Origin of the sequence: Microcella frigidaquae (assembly GCF_014200395.1) — a bacterium.
In the GTDB taxonomy this organism is placed as follows: Bacteria; Actinomycetota; Actinomycetes; order Actinomycetales; family Microbacteriaceae; genus Microcella; species Microcella frigidaquae.
Map to the genome: position 1 here is coordinate 517699 of NZ_JACHBS010000001.1, position 25090 is coordinate 542788.

Annotated in this window: 29 protein-coding genes; 7 read left to right on the forward strand and 22 right to left on the reverse strand. The window is 71.9% G+C overall.

All coding sequences use genetic code 11. The features are described 5' to 3' along the window. Positions 1–152: 152 nt before the first annotated feature. The 9 genes from BJ959_RS02500 to thyX all read right to left on the reverse strand — a co-directional run bounded on the left by BJ959_RS02500 (position 153) and on the right by thyX (position 8785). The gene (locus BJ959_RS02500) at positions 153–380 is read right to left on the reverse strand and encodes a DUF3046 domain-containing protein (RefSeq protein WP_153982708.1); all 228 of its coding nucleotides are present in this window, start codon (positions 378–380) and stop codon (positions 153–155) included. 60 nt (positions 381–440) lie between these two features. After that, the gene (locus BJ959_RS02505) at positions 441–749 is read right to left on the reverse strand and encodes a helix-turn-helix domain-containing protein (protein ID WP_153982707.1); all 309 of its coding nucleotides are present in this window, start codon (positions 747–749) and stop codon (positions 441–443) included. Positions 750–933: 184 nt separating this feature from the next. Continuing rightward, complete coding sequence (locus tag BJ959_RS02510) at positions 934–1467, reverse strand: nicotinamide-nucleotide amidohydrolase family protein (RefSeq protein WP_153982751.1); 534 nt, start codon at positions 1465–1467, stop codon at positions 934–936. Positions 1468–1480: 13 nt separating this feature from the next. Beyond that, positions 1481–2113, reverse strand: a complete 633-nt coding sequence (gene pgsA / locus BJ959_RS02515; RefSeq protein ID WP_183321845.1) for a CDP-diacylglycerol--glycerol-3-phosphate 3-phosphatidyltransferase — start codon at positions 2111–2113, stop codon at positions 1481–1483. A 40-nt stretch (positions 2114–2153) separates the two neighbouring features. Further along, positions 2154–4889, reverse strand: a complete 2736-nt coding sequence (locus BJ959_RS02520) for a DNA translocase FtsK (RefSeq protein WP_153982706.1) — start codon at positions 4887–4889, stop codon at positions 2154–2156. A 48-nt stretch (positions 4890–4937) separates the two neighbouring features. Continuing rightward, positions 4938–5105 carry a hypothetical protein gene (locus BJ959_RS02525; RefSeq protein ID WP_153982705.1) on the reverse strand — a complete coding sequence of 56 codons (168 nt, stop codon included), beginning with the start codon at positions 5103–5105 and terminating at the stop codon, positions 4938–4940. A gap of 184 nt (positions 5106–5289) precedes the next feature. Next, positions 5290–6966, reverse strand: coding sequence for a ribonuclease J (locus BJ959_RS02530; RefSeq protein ID WP_183321847.1), 1677 nt, complete (start codon positions 6964–6966; stop codon positions 5290–5292). Between the two features lie 67 nt (positions 6967–7033). Next, a complete protein-coding gene (dapA, locus tag BJ959_RS02535; protein ID WP_341800027.1) occupies positions 7034–8008 on the reverse strand; it encodes a 4-hydroxy-tetrahydrodipicolinate synthase in 975 nt (324 codons plus the stop codon). A 42-nt stretch (positions 8009–8050) separates the two neighbouring features. After that, positions 8051–8785 (reverse strand): FAD-dependent thymidylate synthase, encoded by a 735-nt coding sequence (gene thyX / locus BJ959_RS02540; RefSeq protein ID WP_424960753.1) that lies wholly within the window; start codon positions 8783–8785, stop codon positions 8051–8053. A 105-nt stretch (positions 8786–8890) separates the two neighbouring features. On the opposite strand from thyX, the gene BJ959_RS12545 reads away from it, so the two are divergent. From BJ959_RS12545 to BJ959_RS02560, 4 genes are read left to right on the forward strand one after another with little or no spacing between them, the layout of a single operon-like run. Further along, on the forward strand, positions 8891–9316 hold the full coding sequence (locus BJ959_RS12545; RefSeq protein ID WP_153982701.1) for a thioredoxin family protein: 426 nt from the start codon (positions 8891–8893) through the stop codon (positions 9314–9316). Continuing rightward, positions 9313–9837 carry a DUF4395 family protein gene (locus BJ959_RS12550; protein WP_153982700.1) on the forward strand — a complete coding sequence of 175 codons (525 nt, stop codon included), beginning with the start codon at positions 9313–9315 and terminating at the stop codon, positions 9835–9837. The genes BJ959_RS12545 and BJ959_RS12550 overlap by 4 nt, the downstream gene beginning before the upstream one ends. Before the next feature lie 40 nt (positions 9838–9877). Then, positions 9878–10303, forward strand: coding sequence for an OsmC family peroxiredoxin (locus BJ959_RS02555; RefSeq protein WP_153982699.1), 426 nt, complete (start codon positions 9878–9880; stop codon positions 10301–10303). Beyond that, positions 10303–11226, forward strand: a complete 924-nt coding sequence (locus BJ959_RS02560) for a TIGR01777 family oxidoreductase (RefSeq protein ID WP_341800026.1) — start codon at positions 10303–10305, stop codon at positions 11224–11226. The genes BJ959_RS02555 and BJ959_RS02560 overlap by 1 nt, the downstream gene beginning before the upstream one ends. On the opposite strand, the gene BJ959_RS02565 is transcribed toward BJ959_RS02560, so the two are convergent. Then, positions 11223–11687 carry a hypothetical protein gene (locus BJ959_RS02565; RefSeq protein ID WP_153982698.1) on the reverse strand — a complete coding sequence of 155 codons (465 nt, stop codon included), beginning with the start codon at positions 11685–11687 and terminating at the stop codon, positions 11223–11225. The two genes, BJ959_RS02560 and BJ959_RS02565, sit on opposite strands and share 4 nt — an antisense overlap. Continuing rightward, positions 11684–12469 carry a 4-hydroxy-tetrahydrodipicolinate reductase gene (gene dapB, locus BJ959_RS02570; protein WP_153982697.1) on the reverse strand — a complete coding sequence of 262 codons (786 nt, stop codon included), beginning with the start codon at positions 12467–12469 and terminating at the stop codon, positions 11684–11686. The genes BJ959_RS02565 and dapB overlap by 4 nt, the downstream gene beginning before the upstream one ends. A gap of 42 nt (positions 12470–12511) precedes the next feature. Between dapB and BJ959_RS02575 the strand changes: the two genes are divergently transcribed. Then, the gene (locus tag BJ959_RS02575; protein ID WP_153982696.1) at positions 12512–12997 is read left to right on the forward strand and encodes a GNAT family N-acetyltransferase; all 486 of its coding nucleotides are present in this window, start codon (positions 12512–12514) and stop codon (positions 12995–12997) included. Positions 12998–13009: 12 nt separating this feature from the next. On the opposite strand, the gene BJ959_RS02580 is transcribed toward BJ959_RS02575, so the two are convergent. The 3 genes from BJ959_RS02580 to BJ959_RS02590 are packed head-to-tail and all read right to left on the reverse strand — an operon-like array spanning position 13010 to position 15298. Then, on the reverse strand, positions 13010–13276 hold the full coding sequence (locus tag BJ959_RS02580; RefSeq protein ID WP_153982695.1) for a metal-sensitive transcriptional regulator: 267 nt from the start codon (positions 13274–13276) through the stop codon (positions 13010–13012). Continuing rightward, positions 13273–13590, reverse strand: coding sequence for a rhodanese-like domain-containing protein (locus BJ959_RS02585; RefSeq protein WP_153982694.1), 318 nt, complete (start codon positions 13588–13590; stop codon positions 13273–13275). The genes BJ959_RS02580 and BJ959_RS02585 overlap by 4 nt, the downstream gene beginning before the upstream one ends. 58 nt (positions 13591–13648) lie before the next feature. Beyond that, complete coding sequence (locus BJ959_RS02590) at positions 13649–15298, reverse strand: FAD-dependent oxidoreductase (RefSeq protein ID WP_153982693.1); 1650 nt, start codon at positions 15296–15298, stop codon at positions 13649–13651. Between the two features lie 112 nt (positions 15299–15410). Between BJ959_RS02590 and BJ959_RS02595 the strand changes: the two genes are divergently transcribed. Then, the gene (locus BJ959_RS02595) at positions 15411–16349 is read left to right on the forward strand and encodes an oxygenase MpaB family protein (protein ID WP_153982692.1); all 939 of its coding nucleotides are present in this window, start codon (positions 15411–15413) and stop codon (positions 16347–16349) included. Here BJ959_RS02595 and BJ959_RS02600 read toward each other — a convergent pair. Beyond that, positions 16346–16948 (reverse strand): histidine phosphatase family protein, encoded by a 603-nt coding sequence (locus BJ959_RS02600; RefSeq protein ID WP_153982691.1) that lies wholly within the window; start codon positions 16946–16948, stop codon positions 16346–16348. The genes BJ959_RS02595 and BJ959_RS02600 overlap by 4 nt on opposite strands. A 168-nt stretch (positions 16949–17116) precedes the next feature. Between BJ959_RS02600 and BJ959_RS02605 the strand changes: the two genes are divergently transcribed. Beyond that, positions 17117–17752 carry a TetR family transcriptional regulator gene (locus BJ959_RS02605; protein WP_165879040.1) on the forward strand — a complete coding sequence of 212 codons (636 nt, stop codon included), beginning with the start codon at positions 17117–17119 and terminating at the stop codon, positions 17750–17752. On the opposite strand, the gene BJ959_RS02610 is transcribed toward BJ959_RS02605, so the two are convergent. The 7 genes from BJ959_RS02610 to BJ959_RS02640 form a co-directional block, all read right to left on the reverse strand. Beyond that, positions 17742–18719: an aldo/keto reductase gene (locus BJ959_RS02610; RefSeq protein WP_153982689.1), complete on the reverse strand. Its 978-nt coding sequence runs from the start codon at positions 18717–18719 to the stop codon at positions 17742–17744. The two genes, BJ959_RS02605 and BJ959_RS02610, sit on opposite strands and share 11 nt — an antisense overlap. Before the next feature lie 191 nt (positions 18720–18910). Further along, positions 18911–19699: a bacteriorhodopsin gene (locus BJ959_RS02615; RefSeq protein WP_153982688.1), complete on the reverse strand. Its 789-nt coding sequence runs from the start codon at positions 19697–19699 to the stop codon at positions 18911–18913. A gap of 255 nt (positions 19700–19954) precedes the next feature. Then, positions 19955–22228, reverse strand: coding sequence for a polyribonucleotide nucleotidyltransferase (locus BJ959_RS02620; RefSeq protein WP_153982687.1), 2274 nt, complete (start codon positions 22226–22228; stop codon positions 19955–19957). Between the two features lie 302 nt (positions 22229–22530). After that, positions 22531–22977 carry a hypothetical protein gene (locus BJ959_RS02625; RefSeq protein ID WP_153982686.1) on the reverse strand — a complete coding sequence of 149 codons (447 nt, stop codon included), beginning with the start codon at positions 22975–22977 and terminating at the stop codon, positions 22531–22533. 46 nt (positions 22978–23023) lie between these two features. Further along, on the reverse strand, positions 23024–23716 hold the full coding sequence (locus BJ959_RS02630) for a hypothetical protein (RefSeq protein ID WP_153982685.1): 693 nt from the start codon (positions 23714–23716) through the stop codon (positions 23024–23026). Then, positions 23713–24459 (reverse strand): hypothetical protein, encoded by a 747-nt coding sequence (locus tag BJ959_RS02635; protein ID WP_153982684.1) that lies wholly within the window; start codon positions 24457–24459, stop codon positions 23713–23715. The genes BJ959_RS02630 and BJ959_RS02635 overlap by 4 nt, the downstream gene beginning before the upstream one ends. Continuing rightward, a complete protein-coding gene (locus BJ959_RS02640; protein ID WP_153982683.1) occupies positions 24456–25034 on the reverse strand; it encodes a hypothetical protein in 579 nt (192 codons plus the stop codon). Before BJ959_RS02640 ends, BJ959_RS02635 begins: the two co-directional genes overlap by 4 nt. Positions 25035–25090: the final 56 nt, after the last annotated feature.

Below are 25090 nucleotides of genomic sequence, written 5' to 3' on the forward strand. Positions count from 1 at the left end.
CGCGTTCCGTGCAGTGACTCGTGTTCGAGTGCCGCTGGGAGGGAGTCTAGCCCGCAGGCGAACAGATGTTCGAACGGTTGCGGCGCGGCGTGTCGTCCGTGCGGCGCGCGCCCGCATCCCGGAGGCGGACGCCCACCGACGGTGCGGCCGGGTCAGGACCGGCGGGGCTCCGGGCGGCCCGCGCCGTACCAGCGCTCGCGCGGGACATCCATGACAGCACAGAGGGCCAGCCAGACCTCGCGCGGGGCGAGACCCTGCGCGAGCGCCTCCTCGGCGGTGCGGTCTCCGAGCGCTCCCAGTACGAGATCGCGCACCAGGCTGCGCCCGTACGCCTCACCGAACTCGTCGTCGATGGCGCGGAGGAACTCGCTGCGGGTCACGCGGGAGCCGGGCCGTGTCGGGCGCTGCCGGAGGAGCGGGCGATGCGGTGAGCGCGGGGCTCAGCGCATCGCGAGGTCGGCGTCGAACTCGGCGACCAGCTCGTCGGGCAGGGTGTCGGGAACCGTCGAGAGGCCCTCGATGACGGCGAGGCGGTCGCCCACCTCGCGCATGATGACCGAGATCGGGGTGTCGAGCGCCTCGGCGACCGAGGCGAGGATCTCGCTCGACGCCTCCTTCTGGCCGCGCTCGACCTCGCTCAGGTAGCCCAGCGCCACGCTCGCGCGACTGGCGACCTGCCGCAGGGTGCGGCCCTTCTGGAGGCGGACATCGCGGAGGACCTCGCCGATCTCTTGCCGGACCAGAACCATGGTGACCTCCTTCACTGCCTCTCGGGCGGCTTGCGCCGGGCGGGTAACACTACCCGAACCGGATGCGATTACTGTAACCGCCGCCACCTGTGCGCCGGTTGTCAGTCTGCTGTCTGTAACACGACCGTGTCGTATGGCATTCCCGAGCATCGTGGGCTCGTCAGCGCGGCGTCACGCAGCGGCGTCACGCGGCAGAGAACGCATCGAGCGCGTCGGCGAGCAGCGCGAGCGCCGCCGCGACCGCCTGGCGCCGCACCGCCGCGCGGTCGCCGGCGAAGCGGTGCTCGCGGACGAGCGTGCGCTCCGCATCCGCCACCGCGACGTAGACCAGGCCCACCGGGGCCGCACCCTGCGGATCGGGGCCGGCCACGCCCGTCGTCGCGACGCCCCAATCAGCCGGATGCCCGCCGACGGCCGCGACCGCGCGCACCCCCTCGGCCATCGCACTGGCGACCGCCGGGTCGACCGGACCCGCCGCCGCGAGCAGCCCGGCATCGACCCCGAGCAGCGAATGCTTCAGCGCGGTGTCGTAGGCGACGACTCCCCCGCGGACGACCGCGGAGGCACCGGGCACGCGGATCAACTCGGCGAGGAGCGCACCGCCGGTCAGCGACTCCGCGACCGCGACCGAACGGCCCTCGGCGATCAGCCGCTCGACGAGGACGGCGGTCGAGTCGACGGAGCCCGCGCCCGCCGCCGGGCTCGCCGCTCCCGCCACGGTCACGATGCCGTCACTCGGCGCGACGCGCGTGCCGCCGCGCCTGCACCAGGTACTCGATGCCGGTGACGACGGTCAGAACCACGGCGGCGGTCATGAGGACGGTGTTGAGGATGTGCACCCACTCGCCGAGCACGGCCCAGAGCGGCAGCAGCGCGAACGAGATGGCGACCGCCTGCACCACCGTCTTGAGCTTGCCGCCGCGCGAGGCGGGGATCACCCGGTCGCGCAGGGCGATGAAGCGGTAGACGGTGATGCCCCACTCGCGCACGAGGATGATCGCCACCACCCACCAGGGAAGCTCGGCCAGGACCGCGAGCATGACGAGGGCCGCGCCGGTCAGCAGCTTGTCGGCGATCGGGTCGAGGAGGATCCCGAGGTCGGTGACGAGGTTGCGACGCCGTGCGAGCATGCCGTCGACGCCGTCGGTCGCGATGGCGACGATGAAGAGCACGGCGGCCGCGACGCGGAGCGGCCCGTCGGCGCCGCCGTCCAGCACGAGGAGGACGACGAACAGCGGGGCGAGCAGGATGCGCACCACGGTGATGATGTTCGCCAGGTTGCCGCTGCTCGCGGGCGTCTCGCCCGCGCGTACCACCCGCCCGCGGAAGGAGTACGACCGGGTGCTCGCCTCGGGGTCGGTCACGCGGTCCTCCAGGTCGGCGCGGTCACGAGGCGTCGGCGCCTCAGTCACGATCGGTGAGCTGCCAGGCGTCCTCGTCCGAGTCGCCCTCGACCTCAGGATAGCCCTCGGTCATGCGGGCGACGGGGTCGTCGGCCGCAGCACCACTGCTCGACCCGCCGCCCCCCGTCCCGCCGCCGGGGGCGCCGGCCGACGCGGCGGGAGGCTCCTCGCCCCGCAGCCGCGCGAGCACCTCGGGCAGCTGGTCGGGCGACACGAGCACGTCGCGGGCCTTCGACCCCTCGGAGGGGCCGACGATCTCGCGCGACTCGAGGAGGTCCATCAGGCGGCCGGCCTTGGCGAAGCCGACCCGGAGCTTGCGCTGCAGCATCGAGGTCGACCCGAACTGCGTGCTGATGACCAGCTCGGCGGCGGCGAGCAGCACCTCGAGGTCGTCGCCGATGTCGCTGTCGATCTCGCGCTTCTGGGCCTCGGCTGCGACGTCGGCGCGGTACTCGGGCAGGGCCTGCTGCTTGACGTGCTCGACGACGGCGTGGATCTCCTCCTCGGTGACCCAGGCTCCCTGCACGCGGATCGCCTTCGAGGCGCCCATCGGCAGGAAGAGCGCATCGCCCTGGCCGATCAACTTGTCGGCGCCCGGCTGGTCAAGGATCACGCGGCTGTCCGTCATGCTCGAGACGGCGAAGGCGAGACGGCTGGGCACGTTCGCCTTGATGAGGCCGGTCACGACGTCGACGCTCGGCCGCTGGGTCGCCAGCACCAGGTGGATGCCGCTCGCCCGGGCCAGCTGGGTGATGCGCACGATCGAGTCCTCGACATCGCGCGGCGCGACCATCATGAGGTCGGCGAGCTCGTCGACGACGACAAGCAGGTAGGGGTACGGCTGCAGCTGCCGCTGAGAGCCCTCGGGCAGCACGATCTCGTTGGCGAGCACGGCGCGGTTGAAGTCGTCGATGTGGCGGAACCCGAACGACGCGAGGTCGTCGTACCGCATGTCCATCTCCTTGACGACCCACTGCAGTGCCTCGGCCGCCTTCTTCGGATTCGTGATGATCGGCGTGATGAGGTGCGGCACGCCCTGGTAGGCGGCCAGCTCGACGCGCTTCGGGTCGACGAGGACCATGCGCACCTCGGCCGGCTTCGCCCGCATGAGCACGCTCGTGATCATCGAGTTGATGAAGCTCGACTTTCCCGACCCGGTCGAACCGGCGACGAGCAGGTGCGGCATCTTGGCGAGGTTCGCGACGACGTAGCCGCCCTCGACGTCCTTGCCGACCCCGATCGCCATCGGGTGCAGGGCCTTGGATGCTGCGCTCGAGCGCAGCACATCGCCGAGGCTCACGATCTCGCGGTCGACGTTCGGGATCTCCACGCCGATCGCGCTCTTGCCGGGAATCGGCGAAAGGATGTTGACCTCGTTGCTCGCGACGGCGTACGAGATGTTGCGAGTGAGGGCCGTGAAGCGCTCCACCTTCACGCCCGGACCGAGCTCGACCTCGTACCGCGTCACGCTGGGGCCGCGGCTGAACCCCGTGACCCGAGCGTCGACCTGGAACTGCGTGAGCACCTCGGTGATCGCGGCCACCACGCTGTCGTTGGCGGCCGACTTCGCCTTCGGGGGATCCCCCGGCTTGAGGATGGTGGCCGCCGGCAGGCGGTAGGGCCGTGCGCCGGATGACCGGGGCGCGGGCGCGGAGAACTCGCCCGCCGCGCCGCGCTCGCTCGCCGTCGTGGCGAAGCCCGGGAGGACGGCCGGCGTCGCGGACTCGCGCGGGCTCGCGGGGGCATCCACTTCGCCGGTGAACCGGGCCACGGCCTGCTCGGCCGCCGAGAGCACCTCGCCGAGGTTCTCCGTCACCGTCGCGCGCTCGAGCGGGTCGATGACCTCGGTGACCGGGTCGCGCTCGACCGGGCTGTCGAAGGCGGCCGACTCGCGCGCCGAGCGGCCCTTGCGCCACCACGGCATCGAACTCGTGTCGTCGAGGTCGAGCCCCAGGTCGGTGAGCGAGCCGAACTCGACCGGCGTCGTCTCGCTCGCGGGCTTCTGCTTCGGCTCGCGCGGCGCCAGCTCGGCGCCGAACAGGTACGCGTAGAGCTCGCGCAGGCGGTCGCCGATGCGGTTCGGCGGCGTCTTGGTCATGATCAGCACTGACAGCAGGGCGAGCAGCACGAGGGCGGGAACGGCCACCCAGATGCTCGCGAGCAGCAGCACGCCGCCGAGCACCCAGCCCACGAGGCCCCCGGCCTGCGCGAGCGCGAGTGGCGGGAGCGCGGGCTGCGGGGCGCCGAGCGCGACATGGCACAGGGCGCTCACGCTCGCGACCAGCAGCCCGAGGCCGATGCCGATGCGGGTGTTGTCGTGCACGCTCGCCGGGTGCCGAAACAGCCAGGCCGCGAAGACGATGAGGATCACCGGCAGCGCGAACGAGACGCGTCCGATCAATCCGCCGAAGGTCCAGGCGTTGAGCGCGACCGCCACCGGGTCGGCCATGAAGAACCACTCGACGACGACGCCGATGACGGCGAGCACGATGAAGAAGAACGGCACGCCGTCGCGGCGCTCCTCCTTGGCCAGGGTCTCGCGGCCGAACACGCGGAACGCGGCACCGGTCACGTGGGCGAGGCCCATCCAGGCGCGGGTCAGGATGCCCGGCTGCGGCTCGGCGACCGGCAGCTTCTTCGTGGCCGCGGCGGAGGAGCTGCGGTTGCGGGTCGAGCCCGACCCCGAGCGCGCCGAACCCGAGCGCGGGCGCGCCGACGACCGTGTGCTCGAAGCCATGCGCCCACGGTACCCGCGCGATCCGACGCGGCCCGGGGCGACACGCGCCTACGCTCCGTCGGGCTCCGGCGGCTGCCCGGCGGCGTCCTCGGCGGCCCAGCCGCCGAGCGACATGAGCGACTCGAGAGTCGGCGGAACGGCCATGGCGAAGTCCGGACCGCACATCGCCAGGGCGGGCAGGAGGCCCGCCGAGGGCAGGAAGCGCGGATTCGTCACGAGGTCAGGCTACGCCCCCGGCCCGAGGCGTCGCGACACCCGTTCGGGGTGAGGGAGGGCTACGCCTCGGCCCGCGCCGCTGCGCGGCGCGGCAAACCGGCGCTGTCTGGGTGATCGAGGCCGTCAGGCCTCGGCCCGCGCCGCTCCGCGGCGCGGCAAACCGGCGCTGTCTGGGTGATCGAGGCTACGCCTCGATCACCACCGGCACGATCATCGGACGGCGACGGTGCTGCGTGTTCACCCAGCGGCCGACCACGCGCCGCACGACCTGGCTGAAGGCGTGCTGGTCGCGCGTCCCATTCGCCGCGGCCTCGGCGAGCGCCGCCACGATCTGCGGCTTCACCTCATCGAACACCGCCTCGTCGGGCGCGAAGCCGCGGGCGTGGATCTCGGGCCCGACGACGGCGCGCCCGGTCTGCGCATCCACCGCCACGAAGATGGAGATGAAGCCCTCCTCCGCGAGGATCCGGCGGTCCTTCAGGTCGGCGTCGGTGATCGCGCCGACGGTCGAGCCGTCGACGTAGACGAAGCCGATGTCGAGCTGGCCGACGACGCGGGCGACGCCGTCGCGCAGGTCGACGACCGAGCCGTTGTCGGCGAGCAGCACGTTCTGCTCGGGCACGCCGGTCGCGATGGCGAGCTCGGCGTTCGCGACGAGGTGCCGCTGCTCGCCATGCACCGGCATGACGTTCTTGGGCCGCAGCACGTTGTAGAAGTAGAGCAGCTCGCCGGCCGAGGCGTGGCCCGAGACGTGCACGCGCGCGGTGCCCTTGTGCACGACCTTCGCGCCGAGCTTCATGAGCCCGTTGATGACGCGGTAGACGGCATTCTCGTTGCCCGGGATCAGGCTCGAGGCGAGGATGACCGTGTCACCCTCGCCGATCTCGATCTGGTGCTCGAGGTTCGCCATGCGCGCGAGCACGGCCATCGGCTCGCCCTGGCTGCCGGTCGACATGTAGACGATCTGGTCGTCGGGCAGCGTGGCAGCCTTCTTGTGGTCGATCAGGATGCCCTCCGGCACCTTCAGGAACCCGAGATCGGCGGCGATCGTCATGTTGCGCACCATGCTGCGGCCCATGAGCGCCACCTTGCGGCCGTTGGCGTGGGCGGCGTCGAGCACCTGCTGCACGCGGTGCACGTGGCTCGAGAAGCTGGCCACGATGACGCGGCGGCGGGCGCGGGCGATGACGTTCTCGAGCACGGGACCGATGTCGCGCTCGAGCGCGGTGAAGCCGGGCACGTCGGCGTTCGTCGAGTCGCTCAGCACGAGGTCGACGCCCTTCTCGCCCCAGCGGGCCACCGCGCGGAGGTCGGTGATGCGGTCGTCGAGGGGAAGCTGGTCCATCTTGAAGTCGCCGGTGTGGAGCACGGTGCCGGCGGGCGTGGAGACGACGATGGCGAGAGCATCCGGGATCGAGTGGTTCACGGCGATGAACTCGAGCGCGAACGGGCCGAGCTGCTCGACCTGCCCCTCCTTCACCGTGTGGGTGTAGGGCTGGATGCGGTGCTCCTTGAGCTTCGCCTCGATGAGCGCGAGCGTGAGGGTCGAGCCGATGATCGGGATGTCCTGCCGCATCCGCAGCAGGTACGGCACAGCGCCGATGTGGTCCTCGTGGCCGTGGGTGAGCACCACGGCGACGACGTCGTCGAGCCGGTCGCGGATCGGGCCGAAGTCGGGGAGGATCAGGTCGACGCCGGGCTGGGTCTCCTCGGGGAAGAGCACGCCGGCGTCGATGATGAGCAGCTTGCCGCCGAACTCGTAGGCGGTCATGTTGCGGCCGATCTCGCCGACGCCGCCCAGCGGGATGATGCGCAGGGTGCTCGGGTCGAGGGCGGGCGGGTCGAAGAGGTCGTGGGGCATGGTCCGCCTGACTGGTTGTGATGCGCGGTCTGTCGCGCTCGGAGGGGCTCGTGCCCCGGGGTGTGGTCTATCGGGTGGTGCCGGCCACCTTCGGCAGGGCACCGCCGGCCGCCGCGTTGCGGTCGGGCCGGAAGTTGCGGAAGTCGACGCCCTGCAGGTCGCTCACCAGGTCGAGCTCGGCCTCGATGATCGCGGCCTCGTGCTCCTCCGGGCCGACCAGGGGAAGCCGAACGCGCGGCGAGCCGATGCGGCCGAGACCGTGCAGCACGTACTTGGTGGCGACGGTGCCGGGGACGTGGGTCATGATGGCGCGCACGAGCGGCTCGAGGCGCTGGTGCTCGGCGGTGGCCGTCGCCAGGTCGTTGCGGTTCACCGCGTCGACGATGGTGCGGTACGCCCCGGGGACGACGTTCGCCGTGACGCCGATGAGGCCCGTGCCGCCGATCGCGAGCGTCGGCAGAACGTTCGCGTCGTCGCCGGCGAAGTACATCAGGTCGGTCTGGTTCATGACCCGGCTGACCTCGCTCAGGTCGCCCTTCGCGTCTTTCACCGCCAGGATGTTCGGGTGCTTCGCGGCGCGCAGGACGGTCTCGTACGTGATCTCGATGCCCGCGCGGCCCGGGATGTCGTAGAGGATCACCGGCAGATCGGTCGCGTCGGCGATCATGCGGAAGTGCGTGAGCACACCGGCCTGGGTCGGCTTGTTGTAGTAGGGCGTCACGATCATGACGCCGTCGGCGCCGGCCTTCTCGCTGGCCTTGTAGAGCTCGATGGCGTGCGCGGTCTCGTTCGAGCCGCCGCCCGTGATGATGGATGCCCGGCCGGCGCTGACCGACTTGCCGACCTCGACCAGGCGCAGCTTCTCGGCGTCGGTGAGGGTGCTGGTCTCACCGGTCGTGCCGGTGACGACGACGCCGTCGGCCCCGTTGCTGATCACATCGTCGATGTGCTTCTCGACCGCGGCCCAGTCGACCTCGCCGTCGGGGAGCATGGGCGTGACGAGGGCGACGAGCACCTGGCCGAAGGGATTGTTCGCAGACACGTGCTTCAGGGTATCGCGCCGCGGTGCCGAGCGGGCCGCGGGCTACGGGGCGACGCGGCCGTTGCCGTTGAACGACTCGTAGGTGAGCGGCATGAGCGCGGCGAAGTGCTGCTCCATCTGCTCGGCGACCATCTCGATCTCGCGCTGCGGGAAGGACGGGAAGTGCGTGCCCTCGCGCTTGGTGCGCAGCGAGAGGAAGTTCATGAGCGAGCGGGCGTTCATCGTGACGTACATGGTGCTGTAGATCGTCACGGGGAGGACCGCGCGGGCCACCTCGCGCGCGATGCCCGCGTCGAGCATCCGCTGATACGACGCGTAGGCGGCGGTGCAGGATGCCCGCACCTCGGCGTCGACGAGCGCGAGCTGCTCGGCACTGCCCGGCAGGAACTCGTAGGCGCCGGGCTTGCCGACCTGCACGAGGTTGCGGTCGGGGCCGGGAACGTAGAACACGGGGCGCAGCTCGCGATAGCGGCCCGACTCCTCGTTGTACGAGGCGATGCGGTGCCGCATGAACTCGCGGAAGACGAAGATCGGCGCCTGCACGTAGAAGGTCATCGAGTTGTGCTCGAAGGGCGAGCCGTGGCGGTCTCGCATCAGGTAGTTGATGAGGCCGCGATCGCGGGCGGTCGCCTCGTCGCCGCTCGCCGCGGCCTCGAGGGTCTGCTCGCCCTGCGTCGAGACGCGGGCGGCGAACAGCACGTCGCTGTCGTGAGCACTGGCCCGGACGAGCTCGACGGTCACGTCGGAGCGGAACTGGATCTCGGCGGCGTCGGTCACGATCGCCACCCTATCGGGGTGCCCCGGCCACCGCGGCGGCCCGCTCGCGCGTCGCACAGCGTCATACGCGGGAATACCCGACGCGCGTTTCCTATTGTGAGGGGCATGGATGCTCTCACCGCCCTGCTCTTGATCGCCGGTCTCATCGGCGCGGCGACCCTGCTCGGGTTGCTCGTGCGGGCCCGCGGCACGCGCGTCGCCGAGGGCTGCGGCGGAGACGAGCACCAGCTCGCCGTGGAGGGCGCCGAGGTCACCCTCGTGCAGCTGTCGAGTCCGGTGTGCTCGGCGTGCGCCGCGATGCGGCGGGTCGCCGAGACGCTGGTCGCCGCCGACCCGACGGTCGCCCACCGCGAGATCGACGTCGTCGACGAGCCGGAGGTTGCCCGGCGGCACTCGGTGTACTCGACGCCGACGACGCTTGTGCTCGACGGGGAAGGGCACGTTCGCGCCCGCCTGATCGGCGCGGTGACGCCCGCCGACGTGCGCGCGGCGGTCGACGCCGCCCGCCTGCCCGTGGCGGTGCCGGCGTGAGCGGCGAGCGTCCGGCACCGGACGCCCCGGCGGGCACGCCGTTCGGCATCGACCCGCGCGGCCCCCGGTTCGGGGCGGCCATCACAGCGGCGCTGCTGCTCGTCGTCATCCTGCTCGGGCTCACCGAGCAGCAGGGGGCCGACCTCGTGGCCCGCGCGCTGCAGCCCTCCGCCCTGCTGCTCACCGCGCTTGTCGCGCTGTTCGCGTGGGGGGCGTTCGCGGGCATCCAGAAGCACCCCTACGGTCTGCTGTTCCGCCGCCTGATCGCCCCGCGCCTGGCCCCGCCGACCGAGCGCGAGCACCCCGCTCCCCCGACGTTCGCGCAACTGGTGGGCCTTCTGGTGACGGTGACGGGCCTCGTGCTGCACCTGATCGGGGTGCCCGGTGCCCTCGTCGTGGCCGCTGCGGCCGCGTTCATCGCCGCGTTCCTCAACGCGGCGTTCGCCTACTGCCTGGGATGCCAGCTGTACGTGCTCCTGGCGAGGCTGGGAATCCTCCGCACGCGGGGTGCGCGCGCGTAGGCTGGAGACCTCCCGACCCCGAGACGCAAGGAGCACCGCCATGGCCGTGACCAGTGAAGCGACGACCCTCTGGTTCGGGTCGCTCATGGAGGGGTCGGGGACGACCTCACTCGATTCGTCCGACGCCGGCGAGTTCCCGGTCACCTGGGCCGCCCGCTCGGAGGGCGTCGCGGGCCGCAGCAACCCGGAGGAGTTGCTCGGCGCCGCGCACTCGGCCTGCTACTCGATGGCGCTGTCGCACGCCCTGGCCGGTGCCGGGCACGCGCCCGAGAGCCTGCAGGTGACGGCCGCCGTCACCTTCGTGCCCGGCGAGGGCATCACCGGCAGCCACCTGCTCGTGAGCGCGAAGGTGCCGGGCCTGACGGCCGAGCAGTTCCAGGAGTTCGCCGAGGGCGCGAAGACCGGCTGCCCGGTGTCGCGGGCCCTCGCGGGCATCCCCATCACGCTCGAAGCCTCGCTCGCGTAGTGGCGGCCGCGACACCTCTCACGGTGCTGATCGCCGGCGCATCCGGGATGATCGGCACCGAGCTGCAGCGCCAGCTGCGCGCCGACGGCCACACCGTGCTCACGCTCGTGCGCCGCGCGCCGCGCAGCGAGACCGAGTTCGCCTGGTCGCCCGGGTCGGGAGTGCTCGACACCGGGGTCTTCGACCGTGCCGACGCGGTCGTCAACCTGTCGGGCGCCTCGATCGCGCGGATCCCCTGGACCCGCGGCTACAAGAAGCAGATCCTCGAGTCGCGCGTGCGGGCGACGCGCGCGCTCGCCGAGGGCATGGCAAAGTCGTCGAACCCTCCCTCCGTGTTCCTCAGCGGCTCGGCGGTCGGCTACTACGGCGATCGTCCGGCCGTGCGCCTGACCGAGGATGCGAGCAAGGGCGAGGGCTTCCTCAGCGACGTCGTCGCCGCGTGGGAGGAGGCCGCGAGCCTCGCGCCCGCGAAAACCCGCACGGTCTTCCTCCGCACCGGTCTGGTGATCGGTCGGGGCGGAGCCATGACGCCGCTGCGGCTGCTCACCGCCGTCGGCGCGGCTGCCCGTGTCGGCTCGGGAGGCCAGCACTGGCCGTGGATCAGCCTCTACGACGAGGCCGCCGCGATCCGCCACCTGCTCACCTCGACGCTGCGCGGCCCGGTGAACCTGGCCGGCCCCACCCCCGCGACGAGCGACCGCGTGACGCGGGCGCTGGCAGCGGCGATGCACCGCTGGCACCTGCTGCGCCTGCCGGAAGGTCTCATCGGCACGATAATGGGCGACGCGGGCCGCGAGCTGCTGCTGTCGAGCCAGAAGCAGGTCCCCGCCAAGCTGCTCGCCGACGGCTTCCGCTTCCGGCATGAGACCGTCGAGCAGGCGCTGGAGGAGCTGGTGCGGCCGACTCCGGCCGAGGAGGCCTAGGCCGCTCCCTCGGCCGCGGTCTCGGCCCGCTCGAGTCGGAGCGCCTCGCGCATCGCCCAGCGGGCACGGCGCCTGTCGCTCGCCGCGTCGTAGGCGAGCGCGAGCCGGAACCAGTGCTGCCACGAGCCGGGGTGCTGCTGCACCTCGGCCGCGTAGCGCTCGAAGATCGCGTCGGCGGCGGCGCGCTCGACGCGACCGCTGACGCGGGCGGGCGCCTCGTCGTCGGGCAGGCCGCCCTCGACCTCGAGGCGGCGGGCGAGTCGCTCGGCGCCGAAGCCGAAGCGTAGCTCGACGGCGAGCCCCCAGACGCCGACGAGCGGCAGCACGACCAGCGCCCAGCCCATGGCCTGCACGATCGGCAGCGGGTCGCGGACCAGGTTGACCGCGTAGCCGATGACGACGGCGAGGTACAGGGCGAGAAGGAGCGCCATCAGCAGCGCTCCCCAGCGGGCGCGCGTCATCCGCGGTCGCTCCGGTCGGGAGCCGCCGCGGTATCGGATCCCGCGACGGGCGAGGTGAGACCGAGCAGGCTGTCGAGCCCGACGACGAGACCGGTGGTCTCGGCCGCGGCCCTCAGGCCGAGCAGGATGCCCGCCTCGTAGGAGCTCGGCGACAGCGTCTCGTGGGTGATGGTCACGACCTCGCCGGTGCCGCCGAGGTGGACCTCCTGCCGCGCGACCACGCCCTGGAGACGCAGCGAGTGGATCGGCACGCTCGCGACCTGCTGTCCGCGGGCGCGCTGGTCGGTGTGCGGCGCGACGACCGGGCCGAGGTCGGCGCGGGCGTGCCCGATGAGCTCGGCGGTGCGCACGGCCGTGCCCGAGGGCGAGTCGACCTTGGCGGCGTGGTGCGCCTCGACGATCTCGATCGACTCGAAGTAGCGGGCGGCGATGGTGGCCAGGTGCGTCGCGACGACGGAGCCGAGCGCGAAGTTCGGGATCACCACGACCCCCGCATCCGGATGCTGCGCCACGAGCGCGCGAAGGGTGCGCAGCCGGTCCTCGCTCCAGCCGCTGGTGCCGACCAGCACCTTCAGGCCCGACCGCACAGCGTGATCGACGACGGTCGGCGAGACTCCCGGCGCGGTGACATCGAGCACAACGTCGGCCCCGAGCATCTCGCCGAGGTCGCTGCGCGAGTCGAGCCGCGCGACGAGGGCGAGGTCGCTCTGCTGCTCGATGAGCGTGCATGCGAGCGAGCCGAGACGGCCGCTCGCCCCGACGACGGCGACCCGGATGACCATGCCGCCAGTCTACGGCGCGGCAACGGTGCCTAGGCTGGGGTCATGGTGACCTGGCGCTCCGCCCTGCCGAGCGACGATGCGGCGCGCGTGCTGCTCGATCAGTACTTCCAGGCGCGCGCGCAGGGCTTCCCCGACGGGCCGGAGGCGTACCGGCGCACCGAGCCCATCGATGCGGAGTACCGCCTCCCCGTCGGCGTGTTCCTGATCGCGGAGGGCGAGAACCTGAGCGGCGAGCCCGCCGATGTCGGCTGCGGCGGCATCCGCCGGGTCGCCGACGGTCCGCTCGGGGCGCGGTTCGAGCTCAAGCACCTCTGGGTGCTGCCGCACGCCCGTCGCCGGGGGGTCGGGCGGGCGCTGCTCGACGAGCTCGTCGATCGGGCCCGTGCGCTCGGCGGTCAGGAGCTCGTTCTCGACACCCATCGCTCGCTCGACGCTGCCGCGGCCCTGTACGCCGCGCTCGGCTTCAGCCCGATCGAGCCGTACAACGACAACCCCAACGCGACGACCTGGCTCGGTCGGGCGCTCTGACCCCGCTCGCGCTCAGGCGAGGCTGAGGAACAGCTTCTCGAGGTCGGCGACCTCGACGGGGTCGCCGCTGCCGTCCTCCCGCAGGCACTCCTTCATGGCCGAGGCGATGATGGCGAAGCCCGCACGATCGATCGCGCTCGACGCGGCGCTGAGCTGGGTGACGATCTCGCGGCAGTCGCGCCCCTCCTCGATCATGCCGAGCACGGCGCCGAGCTGCCCCTGCGCTCGGCGCAGCCGGTTGGCGATGCGCTTGGCCTCCTCGGCCGGGATGGTGGTCATCGGTCGTCCCCTGTCTCGTAGTCGAGCCCGCGCTGCACCCACGCCATCGTGCCGCCTGCGACCGAGACGGCGTCGAACCCGTTGGCGAGGAGGAAGTCGGCGGCGCGCAGACTGCGGGCACCGGAGCGGCAGATGATGAACAGCCGCTCGTCGTGCGGAAGGGCATCCAGCTCATCGGGGAGCGTGCCGAGCGGCACGAGCCGCACGCCGGGCACGTGCGCGTCGATGTACTCGTCGACCTCGCGCACGTCGATCACGGTCGCGCCGCGCTCGCGCTCGATCACGAGCTGATCGACGGTGATCTCATCGGCCATCGGTATCTCCTCTCGGTGGTGCGGACGGTGCGGGTGCTGCGATGGTGCGGGCGGGTCGTCAGGATGCGGAGCCCGCCCCGGCGGCGACCGCCTGCGTTCCGGCGCGCCAGGTGGTGTAGCCCCCGTCGAGGTTCGCCACGATGACACCGTACTGCCGCAGGAGCGCGGCGGCCGTGTGCCCGCGCTGACCGACCTTGCAGTGCACGATCACCCGCTGGCCGCGCAGGCTCTCGGCGTGCTCGCGCAGCTCGTCCACCGGCATGAGCGTGCTGCCCGGGATGGCGCCGAGGGCGTTCTCGCCCGCGGTGCGCACGTCGATGAGGCGCCAGCCCTCCGCGAGCCGGGCCTCGACCTCGTGCCACTGCACGCTGAGCTCGCCGTCGATCAGGTTGTCGTCGACGTAGCCGAGCATGTTGACGGGGTCTTTCGCCGAGGCGAACTGCGGCGCGTAGGCGAGCTCGAGATCGGCGAGGCCGCGCGCGGGGATGCCGCCCGCCATCGCGGTGGCGATGACGTCGATGCGCTTGTCGGCACCGCCGCCGACGGCCTGCGCGCCCAGGATGGCATCGGTCTCGGCGTCGACGATGAGCTTGAGGGCGAGCAGCTCGGCGCCCGGGTAGTAGCCGGCGTGATCGGTGGGGTGGGTGTGGATCACGCGGATCGCCCTCCCCTCTGCGCGGAGCTCGCGCTCGGTGCGACCGACCGCGGCCGCGGTGAGCCCGAACAGCCCGATGACGGCGGTACCGAGTGCGGGCACGGCGGCGTGCGGTCGCCCGGCGATGGCGTCGGCCGCGAGCCGGCCGTGCCGGTTGGCGAGTCCGGCGAGCCAGACCGGTGCGGGGTCGCCGTCGAAGCGCCGCTTGACGACCGCGTCGCCCACCGCGTAGACGGCGGGGTCGGAGGTGCGCTGGAGCTCGTCGACGACGATATGGCCGCGGTCGTCGAGGGCGAGACCCGCCGCCCGCGCGATCGCGCTGTCGGCCTGCACCCCCACCGAGAGCACGACGAGGTCGCTCGGCAGGGTGCGGCCGTCCGAGAGCACGACGTGGTCATCGGCGATCGCGGTGACCGTCGTGCCGAGGTGCAGCTGCACCCCGTTGGCCCGAAGACGCTGTGCGACGATGTGCGCCATCTCGATGTCGAACGGGCGCAGCACGTGCGGCATCGACTGCACGACCGCCACCTCGAGGCCGCGATGGCGGAGGTTCTCGGCCAGCTCGAGGCCGATGAATCCCGCGCCGACGATGACCGCACGGCGGGCATCCTGCGCCGCGGCGATGATGCGGTCCATGTCGCCGATGTCGCGCAGGGTCAGTCCGCGATCGACGCCGGCGATCGGCGGGCGCACGGGTGCGGCACCGGGGCTGAGGATGAGCGCGTCGTAGCCGATCGCCTCCTCCGCGCCGGTGCGGAGGTCGCGCGCGAGCACAGTGCGGGCATCCCGGTCGATCGCCACAGCCTCGGTGCGCACCCGCACGTCGAGGGCGAAGCGCGCCGCGAGCGAGGCGGGCGTCTGCAGGATGAGCGACTCGCGGTCGGCGATGACGCCGCCGACGTGGTACGGCAGCCCGCAGTTGGCGAAGGAGACGTGCTCGCCGCGCTCGAGCACGACGATGCGCGCGGTCTCGTCGAGGCGGCGGAGGCGCGTGGCGGCCGACATGCCACCGGCGACACCGCCCACGATGACGTAGGTGCGAGGAGAGGTCATGGGACGATGATATACCCCCGGGGGTATTTTCGCCAGTCATCCCCGCGGCATCGAACCGGCCCTCTCAGCCCACTCCCGAACGACGCTCAGCACGGTGTGCGACAGTCTCAGCATGCCACGCCCCGTTCCGCTCGAGCGCGCTCGCGGCCGCATCCTGGTCATGTTCTCGGGCGACCCGCAGGGCACGCCCGACTGGGTTCGCGCCCTCGAGACCGGCGACGACGAGGGCTGGTTCGGCCCTGGATCAGCGGTCTGGGAGGTGCACAGCGGCATCCCCACGGTCGTCGCCGGCATCCGCGCCCTCCTCATGCAGACCCTGCACCCCGGGGCGATGGCGGGGGTGCACGACCACTCGCGCTATCGGGAGGACCCGCTCGGTCGGCTCGCCGGAACCGTGCGCTGGGTGCTCACGACGACCTTCGCGGATCGCGCGCAGGCCGAAGCCGCCTGCGCCTGGGTGACGCGCCTGCACGGCACGGTGCGCGGCACGTACGCGTCGGCCGACGGCTCGACGGTCGCCTACTCGGCCGACGACGCCGACCTCATCGGCTGGGTGCACTGCGTGTTCGCCGACGCCTTCATCGGCAGCCATGAGACGTGGGGCGGGCCGGTTGCGGGCGGCTCCGACCAGTATGTGCGCGAATGGGCGCGCGCGGGCGAGCTCATGGGCATGGTCGACCCGCCGCGCAGCCGCGCCGAGCTCGATGCCGCCATCGCCTCGTTCCTGCCCGTGCTGCGGCGCGACGAGCGGGTCGAGGAGGCTGTGCGCTGGCTCCGGCGCCCTCCGCTCGGGCGCGGGGTCGGGCCCGCGTACCGCATCCTCTTCGCCGGCGCCGTGGCCTCCTTGCCCGACACCTATCGCGAGCTGCTCGGCCTGCGGAGACCCCGCTGGCCGGCGATCGCCCTCACCGGTCTCGCGCTGCGATGGATGCGGATGCTGCTGGGCAGCGAATCATCGAGCCTGCACTACACGCGCCGTCGGCTCGCACGGCTCGCTGCCGCCCGACCCGGCGGCGTCACGAGCACCGGCACCGCCGACCGCGTCGCCTAGAAGGGCTGGTCGACAGGCAGACCCGTGCGCAGCTCGGCCGGGAGGTGGCCGAGGTCGTTGTGGGCGACGAGCACGGGCGGCTTCGCGCTGCGCACCCGGATGATCGTGAGCCCGCAGTTCGCCTGGTTGATCCCCATCCAGCGCCATGCCGGCGCCCCGAAGACCTCGCGAACGAACCAGGCGATGACGAAGTTGTGCGTGATGAGCAGCTCGTGACGGTCATCCCGCGAGGGCGAGAGCCACTCCGCGGTCGCGTCGGCCATCTGCGCCTCACCGGCCGCGATCTCCTCGGGGGTGATGCCGCCGTAGAAGGGCTCGAAGACGCTGGGCATGTCAGGAGTCGGGCCGGAGGGGATGCAGTCCATGAGCAGTGCCGAGGGCTCGGGCTCGATCGAGGGCATGTACTCGGTCATGAGCTTGGCCGTCTCGACCGCGCGCTGGAGGGGCGACGTGCGCACGCGGGAGAACGGCACGCCGCTGAGCCGTTCGGCGATGGCGCGAGCCTGACGCTGGCCGCGCCCGCTCAGCGGTCCGTCGGGGAGGCCGTGCTCCGCATCCAGCTGCTCGCCGTGCCGAACCAGATAGACGTACCGCGACACGTGACCCACGCTCCTTCTCGACCCCTCAGAGCCTAGGCCATGCCCGACACGCGAACGGGGTACAGACAACGGACAGACAGCCCTGTCTGTCCCCTGCTACAGTGGCGCCATCGGATGCTTCAACCCCCACCCGAGGGAGCCGAGCGCCGCGGACAAGCCGGAGCCAGCGTGACCCTCCCCGCCCCCGCCGACAGCGCACTGCGCATGCCCCCCGCCAAGCGGAGGATCCTCGAGGCCGCCACGCGGCTGTTCGCCGCGGAGGGCATCCGCGCGGTCGGGGTCGACCGGCTCATCCACGAGTCGTCGGTCACCAAGGCGACCTTCTACAAGCACTTCGGGTCGAAGGACCGTCTGATCCAGGACTACCTCCGGGCGGCTTCGGCACAGGCGCTCGCCTCGCTCGACGAGCGCATCCGATCGGCCGCAAGCCCGGAGGACGGGCTCGCGGCCCTCACCGACGATGTGAGCGCGGCCCTGCAGTCCGAGTGCTTCCGGGGGTCGCTGTTCGTCAATGCGGCGGCCGAGTTTCCCGACCCGCACGACCCGGTTCGGCAGATCATCGCCGAGCACCACGAAGCGATCGCCGGGAGGGTGACCGAGCTGCTGCGGCAGACCGGCCATGTGCTCGCGGGCGAGGCCGCCGACCAGATCATGGTCGCGTACGTGGGTGCGCTGTCGTGGGGGCACGTGGGCGATCCCATCGGCGCCGCCATCGCGTTCCGCCGGGCGGTCGAGCGCGTTCTCGACGACCGCACCGTCGCGGCCTGGGGCGCTCGCGCGCCGGGGTCGCCGATCAGGCGCTGACGCGGTCGAGCTCGGTGAGATGGTGCCGCGCGAGCGGCGTGCGCGGTGCGGCCATGATCGCATCGAGCTGCTGGGGCCCGCTCACCGAGACCACCGGGGCGACGACCCGCGGGCGGCTCAGCAGCCACGAGAGCGCCACGGTCGCCGGTTCGACCCCGAGCTCGTGCGCGACGCGATCGAGCGCGGCGATGACGCGCAGGCCGCGACGGTTCAGGTACCGGGAGGCCTCGGCCCCCCGGCGCTCGCGCTCGAGATCGGCACGGCTGCGGTACTTTCCCGAGAGGAAGCCCGCCGCGAGGGCGAACCGCGGCAGCACGCCGACATCGAGCTGGGCCGCCACGCGAGCGAGGTCGCCCTCGTACTCGTCGCGATGCACGAGGTTGTAGTGCTTCTGCAGCGCCACCATGTGCGCGACGCCGAGCTGCCCGGCGGCGATGCGCGCCTCGAGCAGGCGCTCGCCGGTGTGGTCGCTGCCGCCGAAGTAGCGCACGTCACCGGCGCGGATGAGCTCGTCGACGGCGAGGAGCGTCTCCTCGAAGGGCACGCCGGGGTCGTCGATGTGCAGGAAGAGCAGGTCGATGCGATCGACGCGCAGTCGGCGCAGCGACGCCTCGACGGCGGCCCGGATGGCCGGGGCCGACAGCCCCGGATGATCGGCACTCTTGCCGACCTTGGTGGCCAGGGTGATGGCGTCGCGATTGCCGCGGCCGCGCATCCAGTTGCCGATCATGATCTCGCTGCGCCCACCGGCGTACGAGTCGGCGGTGTCGACGAAGGTGCCGCCGAGCTCGACGTAGCGATCGAGCACCGCGGTCGTGGTCGGCCCGTCGGCCGTCCAGCCGAACACGGTGCCGCTCAACGCGATCGGGTAGACCTGCAGCGCGCTCGGCCCGAGGCGGCGCGGCAGCACTACGGGCGCGGTCGAGACCGCGGTGGCTCCGCCGCGGGGGGCCTGGCTGTCGTTCACGGTCGTGGATGCTCTCGCTGAGATTGTGCCGGGGGCACCGGTGGTTGAGGCCGACAGTACTCCGTGAGCGGTGCTCGCTCGGGGACCCGCGCCCGATCGTTATCGGGCCGTGTCGCGGCCGACCGCAGACGCCGCGGCGCGGCCGCACCCTCGAGGGGCACGACCGCGCCGGGAGTGTTGCGTGCGGAGACCTAGCTCTTCTTGGCCGCCCGCACCGCGATGATGCCGAAGCCCACCTTGTTCAGCACGTCGGCGATCACGTAGATGATCGCGGCGATGCTGATGGCGAGGGCCGCGTCGCCGCCGCCGAGCTCGATTAACTCCTGGGTGGCGGTGCCGATGGGGTAGATCGCCCAGCCGGCGATCACGAACCACTTCATGATCGAGACCGCGCGCTGCACGTGCGCCGGGGCGTCCGAGCCGAGCTTCAGGGTGAAGACGACGTAAACGATGTAGAGCCAGCCGAGCGTCGAGATGATGAAGAAGATGTAGTTGGTCGCGCTGCCGGGCGTGCCCACCTCACCGAGGTAGCCGAACACGATCATGATGATGTCGGCGATGATCAGCTTGGTCAGGAGGCCCTTCTTCAGGGCGCCCGCGAGAGCCACGATCAGCGCGAACTCCACGAGGAGCAGCGGCGTGGTGAGCAGCCAGTCGATGTACCGCAGCGGCAGCGTGGCGTCGACGTCGGCCGCCGTGATCTCCCCACCGGGGAACTTCACGACGTCCTTCATGACGTAGTACATGATCGCGGCGATGAACGTGATGACCGCGGCGTAGGTCGCCACCGAGCGGTGCTCGGGCTTCAGGTCATTGCGCTCGAGGTAGAACCACAGGGTGCCGGCCGCCATGGCGACGAAACCGAGCATGAAAAACGCTTGGACGATCTGGAAGTCCACAATTCTCCTTCGAACCGTGTCAGGTCTCGGGCGGGTGGCCCTCGACAGGTGGGGTTGGGTGTCGTGTCGAACGTCCTTCATGCGGTCAGCGATCGGGGTCCGGCCGCGAGAAGCACCCTGACGCTACGCCGCTCGCCTGGTACCAGCCGCATACCAGGCACAACCTGGCTGTGTGCAGCCTGACGAAACGCTGATTACCTGAGGCAGATTCATGAAGTAGCCATGCGGTGCGGCGACCGTTCTCCGAGCGGCTCGGGCGGCGATGGCACGGACGACGGATGCCCGCCCTCCGACGGGAGGACGGGCATCCGGTGATCGTGCCGAGAGTCGGACGGACTAGCCGTCCTCGCCCTCCGGAGCGGCGGGGGCGTCGCCGCCCTCGCCCTCGGTGAGCACGGGCGAGAGCGACAGCTTGCCGCGGTCGTCGGTCTTGGTGATCTCGACCAGGATCTTCTGCCCCACCGAGAGCACGTCCTCGACGTTGTCGACCCGCTTGCCGCCGGCGAGCTTGCGCACCTCGCTGATGTGCAGCAGGCCGTCCTTGCCGGGCATGAGCGAGACGAAGGCACCGAACGCCGCGAGCTTCACGACCGTGCCCAGGTACTGCTCGCCGACCTCGGGGTTGATCGGGTTGGCGATCGCGTTGACCTGCGCACGCGCGGCCTCGGCCGAGGCGCCATCGGTCGCGCCGATGTAGACGGTGCCGTCCTCCTCGATCGAGATCTGCGCGCCGGTCTCGTCCTGGATGGCGTTGATCGTCTTGCCCTTCGGGCCGATGAGCTCGCCGATCTTGTCGACCGGGATCTGCACGCTGATGACGCGCGGCGCGGTCGGGGCCATCTCGTCGGGGCCGTCGATCGCCTGGTTCATGACCGCGAGGATCGCCATGCGGGCATCCTTCGCCTGCCCCAGCGCCTGGTGCAGCACCGACGAGGGAATGCCGTCGAGCTTGGTGTCGAGCTGGATCGCCGTGACGAACTCGCTCGTGCCGGCGACCTTGAAGTCCATGTCGCCCAGCGCGTCCTCGGCGCCGAGGATGTCGGTGAGGGCCGCGTAGCGGGTCTCACCATCCACCTCGTCGCTGATGAGGCCCATGGCGATGCCCGCGACGGGCGCCTTGAGCGGCACACCGGCGTTCAGCAGCGACAGGGTCGAGGCACACACCGAGCCCATCGACGTCGAGCCGTTCGAGCTCAGCGCCTCGGAGACCTGGCGGATCGCGTAGGGGAACTCCTCGCGGCTCGGCAGCACCGGCACGAGGGCGCGCTCGGCGAGGAAGCCGTGCCCGATCTCGCGACGCTTCGGGCTGCCGACGCGGCCGGTCTCACCAGTCGAGTAGGGCGGGAAGTTGTAGTGGTGCAGGTAGCGCTTGCTCGTCACCGGGTTGAGCGAGTCGATCTGCTGCTCCATCTTCAGCATGTTGAGCGTCGTGACACCGAGGATCTGCGTCTCGCCGCGCTGGAAGATGGCCGAGCCGTGCACGCGCGGGATCACCTGCACCTCGGCGTCGAGCGCCCGGATGTCGGCCAGGCCGCGACCGTCGATGCGCACGCCCTCGGTGAGCACGCGCGCGCGCATGATCTTCTTCGAGACCGACTTGTAGGCGGCGCCGAACTGCGACAGCGCGTCCTCCGGCAGCTCGCCGGCGGCGACCTTGGCCGCGATGGCCTCCTTGGTCGACGCCTTGAGCACGTCGTCGGCGTTCTGCCGCTCGACCTTGTCGGCGATCTGGTAGACGCGGGCGAGCTCGTCGTGCGCGACAGCGTCGACGGCGGCGTAGAGCTCGTCGCTGTAGGGCAGGAAGACCGGGTACTCCTGGATCTCCTTGGCGCTCTGCGCGGCGAGCTGCTGCTGGGCCTTCACGAGCTGCGCGAGGAACGGCTTGGCCGCCTCGAGACCCTCGGCCACGACGGCCTCGCTCGGCTTGATGGCCCCGCCCTGGATGAGGTTCCAGCTCGACTCGGTGGCCTCGGCCTCGACCATCATGATCGCGACATCCTCGGTGCCGTCAGCCTTCGTGACGATGCGGCCGGCGACCGTGAGGTCGAAGACCGCCTCGGCCAGCTGGCTGTGCTTGGGGAACGCGACCCACTGGCCGGTGCCGTCGCTCTTCGGCATGAGCGCGAGGCGCACACCGGCGATCGGGCCGCTGAACGGCAGGCCCGAGATCTGGGTCGAGGCGCTCGCCGCGTTGATGGCGAGGGCGTCGTAGAACTCGTCGGGCGCGATGCTCAGCACGGTGATGACGATCTGCACCTCGTTGCGCAGGCCGTCGACGAACGAGGGGCGCAGCGGGCGGTCGATGAGACGGCAGACCAGGATCGCCTCGGTCGAGGGCCGCCCCTCGCGCCGGAAGAACGAGCCGGGGATCTTGCCCGCGGCGTACGACCGCTCCTCGACATCCACCGTCAGCGGGAAGAAGTCGAAGCCGTCGCGCGGCTGCTTGCTGGCGCTCGTCGCGCTCAGCAGCATGGTCTCCTCGTCGAGGTAGGCGGCCACGGCGCCCTGCGCCTGCTGGGCCAGCCGACCCGTCTCGAAGCGGATGGTGCGGGTGCCGTACGAGCCATTGTCGATGACCGTCTCGGCGAACTTGATTTCAGGACCTTCCACGAGGTCTGTCTCCTTATACGTCTGTGTTCACACGTCTCTGCGCGCGGCATCCCGGAAGGATGCACGGCGCAGCGCGCGGAGCAGGAGCGGGCAGGAAGGGACGTCGGCGGTGTGCCGCCGGGTCTGCTCTGGCCAACAGTAGACATCCACCGCTCCGACTCTCTCGCGTCGGTCGACGCGGGAGACGAATCGGGAGATCACCACCGGTGACCAGCTTCGAGCCGGCCTGCTCCGTGCGGTATTCACTTGAACGGCGCGAGGAATCGCGCCGGGTTCACCTTATCAGCCCGGCGTGTCGCGACCTAGAGCCGCCGGAATCCCGGCGCGTCATCGATGTCGACGATCGGGATCCCCAGGCTGTAAGCAAGACCCTCGAGGCGCACCGGGTCGAGGTCGGGGCTGATCGGCACGGCGCGACGCTCGCCGTCGAAGAGCCAGTAGGTCGGTGTGAGGGCCGAGTCGAGGCCGCGGCCGAGAATGTCGCGGTCGGTCACCGGCACCACGCGAGCGCCGAGCGGATCGCGCACGACGAGAGACTCGCCGTCGAAACGCACCGAGGTGCGCCAGCGAACGGTGATGACCGCGACGCTCGCGGCTCCGAGCCCGAAGGCGGCGAGCGTCAGCAGGCTCGCGATGACGCGCGGGATGCCCTCCGGAACCGCCTCCGCCAGCAGCGCGCCCGCCCCGAGCACCACGAGCACGGCGGCCACGACGAGCCGGCGCCCCCACCGCCCGACCCCGGCCCTCACCACCGGATCCGGCGGGCGCTGCGACCCGCTCACGAGCACGCCGGGGTCATGGCCGGCCCCCGCTCATCACGGCCTCGCGCTCGGCGAGCAGCCGCTCGCTCGGCGGGCACAGCACGAGCGCCCGCTGCAGCGCCGCGGGGTCGGCGGCCAGCAGCGCGTAGGGGTTCCAGGCAGCCGTCGTCTCGAGCCGCTGGCCGAACTCCTCCGCCGACGGCAGGCTCGGCACGACCAGGCCCGCGGCCCGGAGGCAGGGCAGCAGGCGCTGCTGCGCGTCGGCGAACCGCCAGGCCCTCTCCACCGGTCCGCTCTGCCGCAGCTCGCGCGGCTCGGCCACCCCGAACTGTGCCGTGCAACTCTCGATCGCCCAGCGGGAACGGTCGAAATCCTCCCCGACCATGCCGAAGTACGACACCGTCAACCGGTCGTCGACGCGGTCGGCCCGGATGCGCGGGTCGGCACGGTCGATGCACGCCGCGACCGCATCGGGCCAGACCTCGCGGGCGACGAGCCCCTGGAACTCGGGCACGGGCACGCCGAGCTCGGCGATGCGCGCGGATGACGACGCCACGAAGGCGTCGAACCGCTCGCGCTCCGCGGCCTCGAGCGCCGCGCGGCGCTCGGCGAGGGAGTCGTCGAGAGTGGGGGCGGCGGGGGCGGCGGCGGCGCATCCGGAAACCAGCACGGCCAGCAGAGCGCCCGTGCAGGCGACCAGCGCGCACCGCCGGGCCGCGCGGATCACGGCACCCCTCCCGAACCGGTCGGGCCCACATCGATCGACCGGATCTCCGCCGGGCCGAGCTGCGCGAGCATGCGGCCAGGGTCGGGGCACTGCGCGCGGATGCAGGCCTCGGTGACCGCGTCGGCCCCCCGCAGCTCGGCCGCGAGCCAGACGCTCTGCGTCGCCGCCAGCTCGCGGCTCGCCGAGGTCGGGAAGATCGACGCGTCGACCGCACGGTCGAGGTCGGCGACCACGAGCTCGGCACCCCAGCGCCGCGCGCACGCCGGGAGAGCGACCGTGAGCTGATGCCGCACCCACTCCTGCTCCACGGGCCCGCCGAACGGGTACAGCCCCGTCCACGGAATGAGCGCGACCTGGCAGCGCAGCTGTGCGACCGGCAGCTGCCAGGTGGGCTCATCCTCGGGCCGCGGGAACAGCGAGACGATGCCGTTCGCCGACACCGTGCCCGCTGGCCGCTCGAGGATCCCCTCCATGCAGGCGAGCGTCTCGGGGATCGCCGACTGCTCGTCGACCCACCGCTCGAAGCGCAGCGGCGGATACTCCGCCTCCGGCCAGTCGCGCTCGATGTAGTCCTCGGTGGCGGCCGCCGCGCGCACCCAGGCGGCCGTCATCGTCAGCGAGCGCTCCGCCTGCACCTGCTCGAGACTCGGAACCTCGGGCGGCTCGGCGCAGCCGACGAGCCCCAGCAGCGACAGGGTCGCCCCGGTCGCCAGACCGGCCAGGAGCGCCGGACCGCGCCTCACCGCGACACCTCGCCGCGGACGCGCTCGGTGGGCACGCCCGAGACCTCCGCACCCACCGGAGACAGACCCGCGAGCAGCACCGCGGGATGCGGGCAGACCGCCTGCACCCGGCGCAGGGTCGGCGCATCGCCGCGCACAGCGGCATAGGGATCCCAGCTCGGCGTCGACCCGCCCGCGACGATCGCGAAGGGATCGGAGGACAGCGGCTGGGCGATCACCCCCTCGCGGCGCAGGCAGGCCGGCAGCGTCTCGCGGGCGTACTGGGTGACCCACGCGATCTCGACGGGGCCCGGCTCGGCCACGGCGAAGCCGGGCGGCGGCAGGGTTCCCTGGCACAGGTAGATCGCCAGATCGAGGTCGCGCCGCTCGGCGACCGACTGCGGCGGAGGGTCGGCGATGACCCCGGCCTCGAGGCTCACCCGCACCCGCAGGCCCGACGCCTCCGACGCGCACTGCTCGAACGCCGTGGTCCAGTAACCGGGCGCGAGCCAGGCCTCGATCGTCGGCTCGGGCAGGCGCACGCCCGGCCAGCGGTCGGTGAGGTAGCTCGCGAAGCCGGCGAGCAGCTCGTCCACGCGGGCTTCGGCCCGGTCGGCGCGCTCCTGGGCGACGGCCTCGAGCCCGAGGCTGT